This is a genomic window from Paenibacillus sp. MDV22-iso6 (genome assembly GCF_058408365.1).
Window position 1 is genome coordinate 212165 of sequence record NZ_JBZVDZ010000001.1, and the last position, 15585, is coordinate 227749.

The window sequence follows — 15585 nt, forward strand, 5'->3', positions numbered from 1 at the left end:
TCCAAAAGGAAATAGGCTGGACCGGAGTGAGTACTCCAGGCCAGCCTATCCTTGTATAAGCAAGGTACACCGATGGGAAGGTGTGCCTTGCTTATTTATGTTTCATTGGGTTAAAGCGGTACTTTCATTTAAACCACCCTTTTTCTTTGGAACGAGTGATGGCTTCAATGCGGTTACTTGCATTTAACTTGTTGAGGATAATAGAGATGTAATTTCGCACCGTACCGGTTGTAATAAATAAATGTCCGGCTATTTCCTTTGTATTTTTACCGTCTGCCATCAGGCCAAGAACAGCATTTTCACGTTCGGTCAGTGGATTCTCCTGAACATAAGCCTCGTCCACCAGGTCAGGTGCAAAAATACGTCTTCCATTCATGACCTGACGGATTGATTCGGCCAGTTCCTCGATCGGGCTATCCTTTAACAGATAACCGCGTACACCGCCTTTCAAAGCACGTTCAAAATATCCGGTCCGGGCAAAGGTTGTCAAAATAATGACTTTACAGCTCATGCCCTTAAGTTCCTCAGCGGCCTCCAGGCCACTTTTGACTGGCATTTCAATGTCCATCAGACAGATGTCTGGTGTATGCTCCCTGACGAGAGCAAGAGCCTCCTGTCCATTGCTTGCGCGTCCTACCACTTCCATATCCTCTTCCAGATTAAGTAGGGAAGACAAGGCCCCCAGCATCATACGCTGGTCTTCGGCGATTACGATCCTGATCATTGTTCAACCTCCTTTATCGGTTTGCGGACCAGCTTGGGAACATGGATGACAATGCCTGTACCTTCCATGTTTGCTCCGGAACGAATATCCAGACAACCGTTCACAAATTCAAGTCGTTCTTTCATTCCCAAGATTCCGGTACCGCGCCGTTCTTGCTTGCGGGTACGTTCGATTCCAACTCCGTTATCCTGAACCGTTACTATATTATCGGACAGTGTTTCCTCGATACGGATGGTGCATACCACTGCCTGACTGTGTTTTACGACATTTGTAACGGCTTCTTTCAGACACATGCCGAGTACATTTTCATTTAGTTGTGACGTATCCTGCAACTTCGGATTGCCTTCCAGTACAAATTCAATGGAAGCGGCTTTCAAAATCTGTTCGGCACGGAACAGTTCATCCACTAACTGTGTGCCACGCATGTTTGTTACCATTTCCCGGACTTCCTTCAGGGCCGTACTTGCCGTCTGTCTCAGATCGTTCAGTTCAATCTCGGCCTGATCAGGATTCATGCGAAGCAGACGCTTCGCCAGATCGGTTTTCAGACCGATGAGAGAGAGTTTTTGTCCAAGTGTATCGTGCAGATCGCGTGCAATACGTTGCCGTTCTTCCATTTTCACCAGATCATCCAGCCGTTTGTTGGCATTCTCCAGCTGGCCTTCCAACTGTTCACGCTTATTTTTGTTATACGTACTGATCGGAAGCAGAATGGATGCCATGAGACTAATGAATACAAACGGAAACTGACTGAGCAGTAGGGTGCTCTGCTTGATGAAGCTATAATTAATGGTTAGAAAACTGGCTGCCAGGTTCACCGAATAGAGGGTGAAAAAGCCGGCTTTATTTTTAATATTCCCAATAAAAAAAGCAAGAAACAATGAGAAATAGGCATAATCATAAGCGATGGTCATCGTAATTGATATGGCGATCAGCAGCCCAATCCACATATACACCTGCCAGCCCCTCGTGATGAAGGCAAGCAGATAACAAACAAAGAAGAACAGAATGATGAAAATGCCCGCCACCATGGGCCACAATTTGGAATATTGTGAAATATAATAGAAGGGCAGGATGAAAAAGACGAGCCATACATATGGATTTAAACCTGTATTTTTATAAAAGAGCTGCATCCACTTTTGAATGAAAATTCTCCTCCTCGGACTTGCATTGTACTCAAACTTAGCCTGACTGTAGCATGACTTTAGCCTGAATACAAGAAAACGAATCCGACAGAGTTAAGGCTTCTCTGTCAGACCCGCTTGGTTGTTTACTCGAATAGGCGGTTGAACGTAAGGCTTGCGGGATAACGTTTTGATCTCGCCGAAGCTAATAAAACGCTTGGATTCTTCGTCCCATAGACGGAAGCGCAGGGCAGCCAGACTGGAACGTAGCGTAATCGTTGTTGCATTCTGCAAAGGTGGTGTTGCATTATGTGCTTCTTCCAAGTAATAGTTAGGTACACGTGGGCTCAAGTGATGCACATGGTGGAACCCGATATTGCCGCTGATCCATTGCAGCAGTTTAGGCAATTTGTAATATGAACTACCTTCTACAGCAGCCTTCACATAACTCCATTCATCTTCATTCTCAAAGTACGTATCTTCAAATTGATGCTGTACGTAGAACAGCCAGATGCCGAAGAAGCCGGAGAAGAAAAAGACGGGTGCCTGCACCAGAACAAAAGCCTGCCAGCCGACCAGCCAGCACATAAAAGCGTACAGGATAACGATCAAAACTGTTGATAGATGCGTATTGATGCGCTCTTTACGTCTTGCGCCTTTACGGTTAAAGCGGTAGGCGAACAGGAATACATAAATGGGCCCAATACCGAACATGACAAACGGATTACGATAAATCCGGTAGAATAGACGACCCCAAGGGGAAGCGGCTTTATATTCCTCAACCGTCATCACCCAGATATCGCCAACTCCACGTTTGTCCAGATTGCCGCTGGTGGCGTGGTGAATGGAATGCTCATTTTTCCATTGCAGGTAAGGCGTCAGGGTTAATACACCTGTAATCGTACCGAGAATGTCGTTGGCACGTTTGCTTTTGAAGAATGAACCATGACAGCAGTCGTGGAAGATGATAAACGTTCTAAGTACAAACCCCGAGGCTACGAGGGCAATCGGAAATGTCAGCCAGTAGGACACGGACAGGCTATAGTACGCTGCGGCCCATAATAATAATAGTGGTAGTATGGAATTCACTAATTGTTGGATACTCAGGCGAAGATTATTTTTCTCATAAGGGGTCACTTCTTTTTTAAGGGCCATTTCTTTGGTTCTGCTCATAGACTTACGTCCTCCTTCAATGGTCAATAACTGTAATCAGTTCTAACCTAACGCTTCCTGGGAAGATGTCTCCAAGTGAGGCGTTTTTATCATTGTATAAGAATGCGTCCAGTGCAGTAAGTCATAAACGTCAGTACACTGTAATGATGAATATCAATGATGACCCATGACATTTGTCATGGGTAGATGAAGCAAACCTGCTTTGTAGAGCCTGAAAAACAGTATTTTTAGATTCCTTTGTACAATTTGCGCAACAATTTGTATTATGTATACAAATTTTGTGCCGGGCATGGTAGAATCTATCATTGAGTGGTTATGACAACTTATGAAATTGGTTGATAGGTTGATTTTCTGATGGATTGGATGGAGTGCATGATGAAGAAAAGAATAACGGATATTCTATTTATTATGGCGGGTGCATTTCTGTTTGCACTTGCAGTAAACCTGTTCGTCATCCCGAATGATCTGGCTGAAGGCGGCGTTACAGGGATTACAATTATTTTGTATTACCTCTTTGAATGGTCTCCTGGACTGATGAACTTGCTCCTGAATGGTATTTTGCTACTTGTGGGGTACAAATTTCTGGACAGAACGACAACGGTGTATACCATTATTGCGGTGGTATTTAACTCGCTGTTCCTGCACCTAACCGAGAGCTGGACGATCGCATCGGACGAGCTCTGGATCAATACTATTTTTGGTGGATTATTTGCCGGTCTGGGTATAGGCATGATTGTTAGAGTAGGCGGCACAACGGCGGGCACCGTTATTCTGGCCCGGCTTGCCAATAAATATCTGGATTGGAACATCAGTTATGGACTGTTATTCTTCGATCTGATCGTGGCGTTCTCGTCTTTCTTCATTATAGGGCCGCAAGGTTTGATGTGTACGATTGTCATGTTGTTCGTCGGAACCAAAACGATGGAGTTTATTATTGAAGGGCTCAATCCGAAAAAAGCAGTTACGATTATATCTACCAAACAGGATGCCATTGCTCAACAGGTCATTGAGAAGATGGATCGGGGAGTTACCGTCTTGTCTGGTCATGGCTACTATACGAAGAACCCGAAAGAGATCTTATATATTGTCATTAGCAAACAAGAAGTTCCGATGCTGAAGAAGATTGTGCGAGCGGAGGACGAAATTGCTTTCATAACGATCCATGATGTGCGTGACGTATTTGGTGAAGGATTCATTGAATTGTCCAAATCGTAATGAAACGTATATATAAGGAAGTAAGGAGCTGCGGTGTTTATCACTGCGGCTTTTTTGATTTACATAATGTAAAGTCGAAATTGAATGATTACGATGAGATCAGGCCTTGATTTTGAAATCATATCATCCGATACAGACAAAAAGCTGTACACGTTTTAAAGCCGATGATATATTAAATTTAATTCGTTAAGAAACTTAACTAACTATAAAAGGAGGCGATAAAATGGCTGGCACACCGCAGTATATCCGCAATCTGAACGAGAATTTGATTATGGATGCGCTGATCGCAACTGGTGCGATGTCCAGGGCAGATATCAGTCGTCAGACCGGACTCAGCAAACCTACGGTGTCGTCGGCGATTGAACATCTGATTGAACGAAATCTGGTGCTGGAAACCGGCAGAGCCGACAATGCCCAGGGTCGCAAAGCAACACTCATTCGATTCAATGAAACAGCTTATTATGTCTGTGGCATTGATATTGGGGCAACCCGAATTCGGATTGCACTCTCTGATCTGAATGGTGAGATTATGGATTACAGAACGTATCCAACATTATCGGTCCAAAGCGGTGATCGAGCAAGGTCGGCAATCCTTGATGTGCTTCGAAGCCATATGGATGAATTACTGACGGAAAATCAATTGAATTGGGATCAGATCCAATGTATTGGTTTTGGCATTCCAGGTGTTGTACTGCCGGACTCTGGTGATATTGATCGAATCGTTACCCCGTTAGAGGGATTGGAAAAGTTGCTCTCGCTTGAATCATTGTCGGGAGCCTTCCCGTGTGAAGTGATCCTGGAGAACGATGTGAACCTGGCTGCACTGGGGGAGTACAGGGGTGGAGCAGCAGCGGATTCCAATCTATTTGTGTTTTTCTCCATTGGTACTGGAACGGGTGCAGGCATCATGGTGAACGGGCAATTGCTACGAGGCATGGGCGGTTTGACAGGCGAGCTCGCGGAGATGTTGTTGGAAGAGGGGCGTCGATTGGAGGATGTTTTGTCAGCGGAAGGTCTGATGGAACTGGCCAAGCGTCAGTTGGATGCCAGTCTTCTTGAGGGTCCTGATTCTGGTATAGAATACCTTCGTGAACACCTGACTCCTGAGAAACTGTTTGAAGCTACCCGAGGTGGAGAATCGCAGGCTGTGAAGATTCTGAAACAATACAGCCAAATGATTGCTTCGGCTCTGCGGAATATCTGTGTCGTGCTTGCTCCCCATCTCATTGTACTTGGCGGAGGTATCGGGGGAAATGGGGATGTGTTATTGCCGTTTCTCAGACAGATCGTATCTGATCAATTCCCGGCGAAGCCTGAACTGATCTGTTCAGAGCTGGGCGAGCGGGCTGTAGTGACTGGAGCAGTGCAGGTAGCCTTGCAACAGACGATGTTGAATCTTCAGCATGAGGCATTGGAATAAAAGCGTCAAAATGAGATTTGAATTAAACATCAGCTAGGCTGATTTAAAAATAGAGAAGATTCATCAGACATTGAACGGGTTGAACATCGCATATTAGGAGGACAAAGCTATGTTTACCGATAAAAAGGAATATTCATTTTCAACTTGCTGGAACATCAAACGTCATACTACGGGTGAGGGCATGATCGAGGAGATCAAATCCCTAGGGTTCAGACAAGTGGAGCTGAATTATAACGTGACGGACGAATTGCTGCAAACGATTGAACCGATGATTGAACGGGGAGAAATCGGCATATCCAGTGTGCACAATACGTTTCCGCATGTAGCTGATCCCGATTATGGAACCGATTCGGTTCTGCTCGGTTTCGACGATGAGCCTCGTCGTAAGCGGGCCATTGAACTGCTGCTCGGTTCAGCTGAATATGCACATCGGTATGGTGCGAAGGCAGTTGTCGTGCATCCAGGCGAGGTGCCGTTTGAATATAATATTGATGAAGCATTGAAAAAGATATATCACGATCAAGGGCCGGACTCCACGGACTATCAATCGTTATGGCAAGAGATGATTGAGAAGCGCGAGGCGGGGAGTGCACATTACCTGAAGCGAATTCAGGAGAGTCTGGAAGAAGTGTGCGAGTTGTCGGAACAGCGCGGGTATGGGGTGAATTTTGGCATTGAAACCCGATCTCGCTGTTACCAAATGCCGACGCTGCAGGAGGCGGGCGCACTTATCCGCAGCATGAAAGGGGCACCACTCGGATTGTGGTACGATATTGGTCACGGTATGATGATGGATCGAATGGGGCTCTATGACAATGTACGTGAAGCAAATGAATTGATCGACCATGTCGTCGGGGTACATATTCATGAGACGGTAGGCTTGTCGGATCATTGGTGTCCTTATATCCATAGTAAGGACATGGCATTTTTTGATTCATTTCTGGACATCATTGATCGTTCTCCGGTCAAAGTATATGAGTTGAAAGCAGCCTGCACACCGGAAGAGATTGATGAGAGTCACCAGTTAATTACAGCTCGTATCGCCGGACGTCAAGCGGCACGGCAGCACGGATAATCTGGCAAGAGAACAGCGGTGAAAATAAACATAAAGAGAGCGGTCAGAATAATCTTACCTTTTGGGTTAAGTGGTATTCTGCCGCTCTCTTTCCGATGTGATATTTTCTAATCTGTAATTATAAGATATAATATGCATTAATCAGGCTATGGTATCCCTTCCTTCTGAACTCTTACAATGGTATTAGGGGTGCCGCTTCCCTGATTTTTTTAGTTTTTTGGACTGTGTTATACATATGAAGAACCGCCACGAGCTAGGCCAAGTATACCAATGCTGAATATATTATCGTCATGTGGGAGAGTACAAGTGATGGACTTATTCTCAATCTATTTCAGCAGGAATTTGAAAGTGATCATTGCAGAGCGCAAGGGCAAGCTGCCTGTGCGTATATTGGCGACTGCACTGAGAAATTTGGAATCGCTGGGATATACGTTTTCGACGAAACTGATAGATGTGCTGAATACCTGGGAACGTGACAGATTCGTTTTCTGGTTTGAGCAATTGATAGATGAGCTTCGAAAGATGAAAGGAATCAATTTAAAGGAAATCCTCGTGTATCCGAAATTTCCTAAGCGGAAAATGAATATTCAGGAAAGTAAATTTTATTTAAATGCTTTGATGCATTCCTGGAGACAGCAGCTTCTTGAAAAGGAGCAAGAACAGGAGCAGCGCATATTACTGCTGAACAAGCTGCGACTGCGTGTGATTCATCTCGGCAGTGAAGCAGATTTTTACCAAGTAGGAATGGACCTGCTTACAGCAAAATCTTCGTTAATGCCAGTTGCAAGAGAGCAGTTGACCTGGTTTGCAACAAAGTACGAAGGCTGGGCCACATTTGAACCAGAGGCAGGGCAAATACCTGTGAGGGAAAATGCAGCCGTTTATTGCGCGGCTTTATTAAAGGCGGGGCGTGCTTCGGTGAAGCAACTCCAGCGACATTTGCGCACGGCAACAGATATATTGCGGCTGGCGGTAGCGTGTTCCGATGGAGATGTCAGTCTGAAGGAGAACACCCGCTTCCGTTCATTTACTCGATCTGAACGTCGGGTAATACTTGCTTTATTGGAGGGTGCTTCGAACCCGCTGGAAGATTTGTTTCGATATAAAGGTCGCTGGCAGAGATTGGCCGAGCGACTGCATCCAGGTGAATATCGTCACCGTTATCCAGGGGCAATAGTGGCGCTGGACCAGTTGCGACGTGGGGAACGACCGCTTACCTTTCATGGCAGAGTGGAGCGGGCATTTGAACAGAAGGATAACAAGCTTATTGTGGAGACGCTTGCGGAACGTCCGGGAGAGATGATGGGTCAGCTGGACCGAATGATACGTTCCGGTGTTCCGGTACAGCAAGTGATCAGCAAAATGGAAACTGTGGAAGAGAAGGTATCGACAAGGGCGCTGCTTCGAGTGTTGGCCCACTTCAGCACACGGACGGAGTTTCAGGTCAGGAGGAGCTTTTTCCGCCAAGGCAACACGGCAAATCTGTATGTCTCCACTCAATCGCTACCGTCCCTCAACGTTGAGGATGTTCATGCGGTGATATCGGCGGTAGAGCATACACTGTTGAAACGGTTTGCCGTGCTTCCACCACTCGGTAATGTCTACATTGATGAAAGACTTCAAGAGTTTTCAGTTCCATGGGGAAAACGCCGGGCAAGCGAATCTCTTCGAGCTCTATCGCGTGCGTCATGGATATCGTTACCCACAGGAGATACCGTTCGTTTTTTTCTGTGGTGGAGAGAAGGCCTGAGCGGTGATGAGCGAATCGAACGTGTGGATACCGATCTGTCGGGTGTACTGTATGATGAGGATTGGCGTTATATGGACCAAACATCCCGGACCCCTCTGCAATCGAATGAATATATAGCTGCAAATAGTGGGTTTATGGTGACTGCACCGGATGGAGCGGCGAAGTATATGGATCTGCATTTGCCGTCCGTTTCTAGGTTAGGGGCACGTTATATTGTAATCATGGTTAACGCATTCAGGGATAATGCTATCAAGGATTTGCCGGAGTGTTATGCTGGCTGGATGATGCGTCAGGTTCCACAGTCGGATGAAATGTTCGAACCTTCAACGGTGCAGGAGCGAATCGATCTGACGGCAGATTCCCGTAATTGTATTCCAGCCATTATTGATGTACAGGAGCGGTGCATTTTGTGGTGCGATCTTGGCTTAAAGAGACAGCCTAAAGCGCATCATCCGATGGGAGACAACAAAGCCGAATTGGCTTTGATCGCCCGGGCAATGACGGAGTTGAAACGACCAGATTTATATACCTTATTCATGCTTCACGCTAAAGCGCGGGGAACATTGGTTGAGACATTAGGGATGGCCAATCTCGTATTTACAGCGGAACTGGAATCCAATCGTGTGGCTGAAGTGGCAGAGTATCTGACAGAAGGCCCACCCGTGGAGCGCACTGTGATTACACCTCTGGAGCAGGAGTATATTATGAAGCAGTTTTTGTAACGATGTAGGTTCGGATGTTTAGTCATAGATTATTGTAAAAGGGGTATTTGTCACGTTGGACCTGCGCGGGTAACCATGACAAATACCCCTTTTGGGTGTGGATTATATTATTGAGCATATGAGTAGCATGAAAGAGAATGGAGAAGTTAAAGGGCATTCCATTCCATTTCATATTTTATTCGTACATTCGTTGTTCAACTTCAGCAAAAGCGATATCAGGGCTCTCATTTGAATTATCGATATAAGCCACGGCTGAGGCAGGCAACGGCCAAGCTACTTGTTTACGGGCAAGTGAAGCTGTGAAGGCATCCCAGTTCTTCAGCTTCCACTCATCCAGCGGGGATTGTCTGGCTGTAATCCGCTCGCGATACAACGTTTCATTCGCAAGATAAATATAAGCCACGCGTACATCCGTATTATCGAGGGAGCGTCCAATCTGTGCGAGTTCCTGCTCAATCCAGTCTGGAGTTCCGATTTCTTTGGTAAAGGGCCCCACAACCACGGTATCGATACCCAATTGCACGTTGTCCAGTGCAGCATCCATCGTAATTCGGTATCCCAAGTCACGACACAGCCGTTTGTATTCCGGTGAATCCCGATCGGATGGATCGAGTCCCTGCAGGGTCATTATTGCTTCAGCAGCTGGACGTAGCAGGATATCCATATCCAAAAAAGCAGCTTTATGTTTACGCGAGAGGGCTTTGGCAAGGGTTGTTTTGCCGCTCCCGGCCCCGCCAAGAAAAAAAATCAGTTTGCTCATGGTTTGAATTGCCTCCTCATAATCGATAGAAAGAATATGTAATGTCTAAGTAAGAATAAGAGATTCATGATGACACCTCAGGTGTGAAATGACTTGTTTATTTTATCACAAACGTCTTCAATTGATAGCTAGACAGAAAAGGAAGAATCAGGTAATATTATACCTAGTTTTACTATGCATAGATTTCCGATGTATATAGCCAAGTGGTTTTATTAGGTTCATTTGAAGTTTTAAGAAGTGTGGTAAAAGTAGCTATTGTTAATGGACGTGGAAGCATGAACAAAAGGGAGTGACAGCTTTGCAGGTAAACAAACAAATGATTAAAGGCAGCACGGAGACATTGATTCTTACGCTACTGAAGGAACAGCCGCTTTACGGTTATGAATTGATCAAGGAACTCCATCGTCAATCCGAGGGTGTGTTTAATTTAAAGGAAGGTACGTTATATCCCATTCTGCACGCGATGGAGCTTGAGGGATGGGTGGAGTCTTACTGGATGGAGGTTGAAGGTAGGAAACGTAAATATTATTCCATCTGTGACAAGGGTGTGGAGGCGTTACAGCATAAAAAAGCCGAGTGGCTTTTATTCCGCGGTGCCGTGGATCGGGTGCTTGGGGAAGGAGGCTTAACATGACGGATCGACATGAGAAGATTAAACATTATCTTGATCAACTGTGTAGTCAGGTTAAGGCACGTGAAGTACATACTGATCTGCGTGATGAGCTTGGCAACCACATGGAAGAAATGATGTTGGACAAGGAGCAAGAGGGACTGAGCCAGGAAGAGGCAGCTGCATACGCCATTGATCAGATGGGTGATCCCGCAGTGGTGGGCAAAAGTATGCACAGATTGCATCGTCATCGTATGCATTGGGGGCTGTTAGTTGGATTAATTGGTTTGTCTATAACTAGCCTGTTACTGATATGGATTTTTACGACGAATGTCGCAGATGAAAAGTATCAGTCCTTATATCTGGGGCATGTGGTGTATACCGTTATAGGTGTAATGATGATGTTGTTCTTTATTTACTTTGATTATCGTAAGTTGAAAAGAGCTGCCTGGTGGATCTATATTCTACTTAATGTCATGTTGTGGATCAGTCCAATGATAACAACGGATATTCATGGTAATAGCAGGTACTGGGGCTTATTTGGATTAACGATAGACCTTACCACAGCTTCAGTGTGGATTTTGCCACTTGCTATAGGTGCCATTATGTTGGACAAGCTTCGTTCCAATTGTAATATGCAATCCATCTTGACCTACATTGCAATGATAATGTTCCCCGCAGTACTATTGTTTCAAACGTTGGACTGGGTTCGGTTGTTTCTGTTTGGCATAATGAGCATTATTATATTTGGCTGGCTCACGAAAAAATGGCTTTATACAGTCATAGGTGCTGTTATAACAGGAAGTATTTTTGTACTGCTATTGTTTTTTGCAGATCAATACGGACGCCTGGAGAGGCTCTCTGTCGTTTTGAATCTTCAGGATGACCCTTACGGGAGTGGCTATAGCAACAATTCCATTATTGAAGTTATTCAATCATCCGGCTGGTGGGGGAATGGGATTGATACAACGTTCGATAAGTTTAAAACGAGTTATTATAATTACCCAGGTGTTCTGCTCATTGATGTGTTTGGTTGGTCAGCCGGGATCCTGTTATTGGTGGGGATCATCTGGTTTGTTATCAGTATGATGAAGATGCTTCCTCGCATCCGGGATGATTTTGGTCGTATGATTATTGTCAGTATCACCGCCGTTTTTGCATTGCAAATCATCTATTCGTTGGCGATGACCACTGGGAAGGCTCCGATTCTTAGTATTTCTTTTCCTTTTATTGGATACGGTAATCATCTGATGTTTGATTATGCCATGCTCGGTTTACTCCTCGGTGTGTACCGTCGGAAGGATACCATTTCGAAGAGAAATGAAAAAATACGGCACAAGGTGGATGCCGAACCAATGACCAGTTTATAAGCAAGCAACATCATTACCGCATCTAGAAACGAATGGATTGTTATGCTCATTTAACGAGCATTCATGGGAACCAGATATGTCTGAGGTTTACCCATCCCTGGCTGTTGAAGGAGAGGCCACGAACGGAAGGCAGGTAGGCAGTCTCCACAGGTTTTTCAGTTAAATGGAATAATAAACTCTGCTGCACCAGAAATTGTTCGATCCGATCCAGTTCGGCAGTTCTGTCTGCTACTATTTGCGAAGCAACAACAGTTTGCAGCATCTCTTGAACACTCTTCTTGGAAGATTCCTCCAGATGTTCGGATAAAGTGAGATAGAGATCGTACCTGCGTAATTCTTCGTCCCGGTCCCGAATCAGGGAGAAGAGAATCAGATCGGATTCCAGTCTCAGGTTCCCTTTGAATTGCTCCATCGTGCCTATGCGGACAGTACATGTGAAGCCGTACATTTCCAATGACGATGCCAAACGTCTAGCATCCATCCGATACTGAGGAATGGTTGTGATGTGTAAGGGGATAGGTAGATCAAAAGTAGAGTGCTGAGACAAATAAGTCAATTCTTCTGCATTCATCAACACTTTATCAGCATCTCCTGGATCATCTTCATTACTTTCATTCATGCCATTCCCATACAATTTAGTAACACACGCCTGAACATGTGCTCTTACATCCGGATCGCTTAGCGGTCCGGTTTTTTGTGTATTACAAGTGAGTAATTTGCGTACCATCACGCCTGCACTAATCTGTGTCCAGTCTCTACCCTCAGACGAGGATGGATTATGAACAAGGTGGAAGAAAGGAGATTCGATATCTTGTTTTTCATCCAAATGTGCAGGAGCACTCCACGGGATTTGTAGAATATCTACACGGTCCAGATGGGCTCTGCCTTGAAAATACATCGGAAAAGCTTCAAGTCTGCACAAGTGATCATCCCAGGTTGTAACCTTGAAAGGCCCGGTTCCTATAGGCTTTTGCATGGTATTCGATACATCTGGTTCCTTGTCTCCATCTTTATGTTGCCCGTAAGTGGCTTGTGAAACAATCGCTGCACGGCTCGTAGAAAGAAAGGGCAAAAACAATTCGTGAGAGGCTTTGAGCTTGAAACAAACGGTCAAGGGATCTGTTGCTTCAAGCGATAGAATTTGTTTGCTCACATCGCGGTATAATGTCCGCCGTTCTGTGGATTGCAGTCGTTCAAATGTATACACCACATCCGCGGCTGTCAGCAGGTGTCCATTGTGAAAAGTAATCCCTTTACGCAAATAAAAAAACCATGTTTTCCGATCTGAACTGACATCCCAGGTATGAGACAGACAGGGAATAATCTCTCCGTGTTCATTACGTTGAACCAGCCCGTCGAACACATGACTAGTGACAAAAGATTCTGCCAGCAAATTGATAAAAAGGGGATCAAGGGCGTGCAGTTGTTGGCGGATCGGTAACCTGAGCGTATCAATTCGCTCATTATGGCTACCAGCTTCCGTATGGTGTCCAGAATAACCAAGTAGCCACTGGTTTAGGTGATCCTGCATTGTCGTAGAACTAGAGAAAGCACCAACCTGTTCGGCGGCTTGCTGCAACTCGCGGCGATTCATGGCCTGCATCATGTATTCTGCTGCAATTTGATCAGCCGGAACAAGTAGGGTCAGCGTAGAACGCCGTCCACGTCCGCGCTGGGACACCCACCGAATCCAGTCTTGGGCAACCATTTTTTTGACGATTGTTAATGTGTTACGGTGTGTACACTCGAGCAGTTCCGCAAGGTCAGAGAGCGTTACTTCATGTTCTAATAGTTGACCAAACCGGCTATGAAGCAGCAAATATTGCTGATGTAATTTCAAGGTTTTGATTCCTCCTGGAGGTTGTAGCTGATGCAATATAATAAAATAAGAAGTTTTATCGTTTTTAATTTCTATTTATATTCTTATTTTATCATCTAGAATGAAACCTAGAAAGTTTAATGGAGGTTTTTCCCATGATTGATAAAATAATGGCTTCACCCAACCGCGCTTTAATTACGCTACTATCCGCATTAATGTTAGCTATCATTCATCAGTATTTGTTCTATGGCAAGGATATTGGTGTTTCTTATCCCATCTTTGTTATCCTCTTTTATGGCTTTATGTTCTTGTTTGCCAGGGACCGCATGCGGCGATTGACCATGATTGATGCTTTTATGGCTGGGGTGGTGCTGATGCTGGCGCTAACGTTTCTGTTATACGACAATGAACCGCTGCGTATCCTTAATTTCCTGATCGTACCGGGGCTTATTATCTTACATATGACTTATCTGGTCGGCAGAAAACAGAGACAATGGTGGGACATTGGATTGATCGGTACCGCGATGGACCATTTGCTGCCACAATCCATCCGTCATTGGGGAACGGTCGCAAGCATTGTTGTGAAAACAGGAGGACGTGGGCTAGGTAAAACGCAGAAAACGGCTGCTTTCAAAGTATTCATTGGCCTTATAGCTTCCGTTCCCATCCTCATCGTGGTTGTAGCACTGCTGACCTCAGCAGATGGGATTTTTAATGAGTATTTGTCCGGTTTTCCCCAATGGCTGAACCAGATGACACTGACACCAGGATTTCCGAGAGTGATCTGGATTCTCATCGCGAGCGTTTTATTGTTCAGTTACGTATGGGGTTTCGTTCAGCCAATGCAATATGAAGCAGATAAGAGAGAAAATGCACATTGGAAAAATGGAAAAGCAATTACGGTTACTTCAGAAATCGAAAAGCGAGAAGATGTTTCCGTGAATTCCATACAGGAGAGTCCTTCCTTGAACTCAATCATAGAGGATCAGCCAGCAAATAAGCCCGCACCTGAGGCAATTTCTACTCAAGCTCATCGTGAACCTTTAAGATTGGACCCCATCATTGTGGGCACGATGCTGTTGGTCATCAACTGTGTGTATGTTCTGTTTGTGCTTGTACAATTTTCTTATCTTTTTGGGGCGGGTGAGGGACATCTTCCGTCAGAATTGTCCTACGCAGAGTATGCAAGAAGTGGATTTGTGGAGCTGATACTGGTAACAGGCATTAATTTTTTCATTCTGATCATCGCCCTTCAGTTCACGCGTTCAAGCGGCAAAATAGGTTCTGTTGTGCATCAGGTGCTGCTCTTTGTCCTGGTGGGTTGTTCCGCAATCATGCTGTACTCGGCGTTTATACGCCTCAACCTGTATGAACAGGCTTATGGATATACCTACATTCGATTTCTCGTACATGCATTCATGATTTTTCTGGCGCTACTGCTGCTTATTGCAGCTCTTCGAATCCGTTATACCTCCATACCGTTGATCCGCTGGTATATTGTATTGTCCCTAGCAGCCTATGTGGCAGTCAACTATGTGGGCATGGATAATCGGATTGCAGAGCTTAATATTACACGATATCATCAGACAGGCATTATTGATGCATCCTACTTGACGAGTTTATCTGCAGATGCCGTTCCGATACTGCGAGAGTTTGCCCAGAGGGAGTACCCGGATTTGAAAGGGGAAATGCTGGAGCATCAAGCTAACTTTGACCTGGAAGAAACAGACAGTTCCTGGGCTTCTTTTAATATGGCAAGACATAGAGCTAAGCTAGAATTGTCCAAATTGAGAATGAAATGAATTCATCTACCTGTTTTCCAG

At 45.1% G+C, this 15585-nt stretch carries 12 protein-coding genes; 7 read left to right on the forward strand and 5 right to left on the reverse strand.

All coding sequences use genetic code 11. The features are described 5' to 3' along the window. Window positions 1-124: 124 nt before the first annotated feature. The 3 genes from AC4PM4_RS01020 to desA all read right to left on the reverse strand — a co-directional run bounded on the left by AC4PM4_RS01020 (window position 125) and on the right by desA (window position 3021). Window positions 125-724 carry a response regulator gene (locus AC4PM4_RS01020; RefSeq protein WP_465116239.1) on the reverse strand — a complete coding sequence of 200 codons (600 nt, stop codon included), beginning with the start codon at window positions 722-724 and terminating at the stop codon, window positions 125-127. Then, complete coding sequence (locus AC4PM4_RS01025) at window positions 721-1869, reverse strand: sensor histidine kinase (RefSeq protein WP_491613048.1); 1149 nt, start codon at window positions 1867-1869, stop codon at window positions 721-723. Before AC4PM4_RS01025 ends, AC4PM4_RS01020 begins: the two co-directional genes overlap by 4 nt. A gap of 93 nt (window positions 1870-1962) precedes the next feature. Continuing rightward, window positions 1963-3021, reverse strand: coding sequence for a Delta(5) desaturase DesA (desA, locus tag AC4PM4_RS01030; RefSeq protein ID WP_063563424.1), 1059 nt, complete (start codon window positions 3019-3021; stop codon window positions 1963-1965). 375 nt (window positions 3022-3396) lie between these two features. On the opposite strand from desA, the gene AC4PM4_RS01035 reads away from it, so the two are divergent. The 4 genes from AC4PM4_RS01035 to AC4PM4_RS01050 all read left to right on the forward strand — a co-directional run bounded on the left by AC4PM4_RS01035 (window position 3397) and on the right by AC4PM4_RS01050 (window position 9203). After that, window positions 3397-4236: a YitT family protein gene (locus tag AC4PM4_RS01035; protein ID WP_064640909.1), complete on the forward strand. Its 840-nt coding sequence runs from the start codon at window positions 3397-3399 to the stop codon at window positions 4234-4236. A 223-nt stretch (window positions 4237-4459) separates the two neighbouring features. Next, the gene (locus tag AC4PM4_RS01040) at window positions 4460-5656 is read left to right on the forward strand and encodes an ROK family transcriptional regulator (RefSeq protein ID WP_491612483.1); all 1197 of its coding nucleotides are present in this window, start codon (window positions 4460-4462) and stop codon (window positions 5654-5656) included. A 109-nt stretch (window positions 5657-5765) separates the two neighbouring features. Further along, on the forward strand, window positions 5766-6731 hold the full coding sequence (locus tag AC4PM4_RS01045; protein WP_063563426.1) for a sugar phosphate isomerase/epimerase family protein: 966 nt from the start codon (window positions 5766-5768) through the stop codon (window positions 6729-6731). 342 nt (window positions 6732-7073) lie between these two features. After that, on the forward strand, window positions 7074-9203 hold the full coding sequence (locus AC4PM4_RS01050; protein ID WP_491612484.1) for a cytoplasmic protein: 2130 nt from the start codon (window positions 7074-7076) through the stop codon (window positions 9201-9203). 175 nt (window positions 9204-9378) lie between these two features. Here AC4PM4_RS01050 and AC4PM4_RS01055 read toward each other — a convergent pair whose 3' ends face one another. Beyond that, window positions 9379-9963, reverse strand: coding sequence for a P-loop nucleotide/nucleoside kinase family protein (locus AC4PM4_RS01055; protein WP_491612486.1), 585 nt, complete (start codon window positions 9961-9963; stop codon window positions 9379-9381). Window positions 9964-10261: 298 nt separating this feature from the next. Between AC4PM4_RS01055 and AC4PM4_RS01060 the strand changes: the two genes are divergently transcribed. Together AC4PM4_RS01060 and AC4PM4_RS01065 are read left to right on the forward strand one after the other, a co-directional pair. After that, a complete protein-coding gene (locus AC4PM4_RS01060; RefSeq protein WP_024631897.1) occupies window positions 10262-10597 on the forward strand; it encodes a PadR family transcriptional regulator in 336 nt (111 codons plus the stop codon). Then, a complete protein-coding gene (locus AC4PM4_RS01065) occupies window positions 10594-11943 on the forward strand; it encodes an FtsW/RodA/SpoVE family cell cycle protein (RefSeq protein WP_491612488.1) in 1350 nt (449 codons plus the stop codon). The genes AC4PM4_RS01060 and AC4PM4_RS01065 overlap by 4 nt, the downstream gene beginning before the upstream one ends. A gap of 61 nt (window positions 11944-12004) precedes the next feature. Here AC4PM4_RS01065 and AC4PM4_RS01070 read toward each other — a convergent pair whose 3' ends face one another. Then, window positions 12005-13783: an ABC transporter substrate-binding protein gene (locus AC4PM4_RS01070; protein ID WP_491612489.1), complete on the reverse strand. Its 1779-nt coding sequence runs from the start codon at window positions 13781-13783 to the stop codon at window positions 12005-12007. Window positions 13784-13917: 134 nt separating this feature from the next. On the opposite strand from AC4PM4_RS01070, the gene AC4PM4_RS01075 reads away from it, so the two are divergent. Next, window positions 13918-15564 carry a DUF4153 domain-containing protein gene (locus AC4PM4_RS01075; protein ID WP_491612490.1) on the forward strand — a complete coding sequence of 549 codons (1647 nt, stop codon included), beginning with the start codon at window positions 13918-13920 and terminating at the stop codon, window positions 15562-15564. Window positions 15565-15585: the final 21 nt, after the last annotated feature.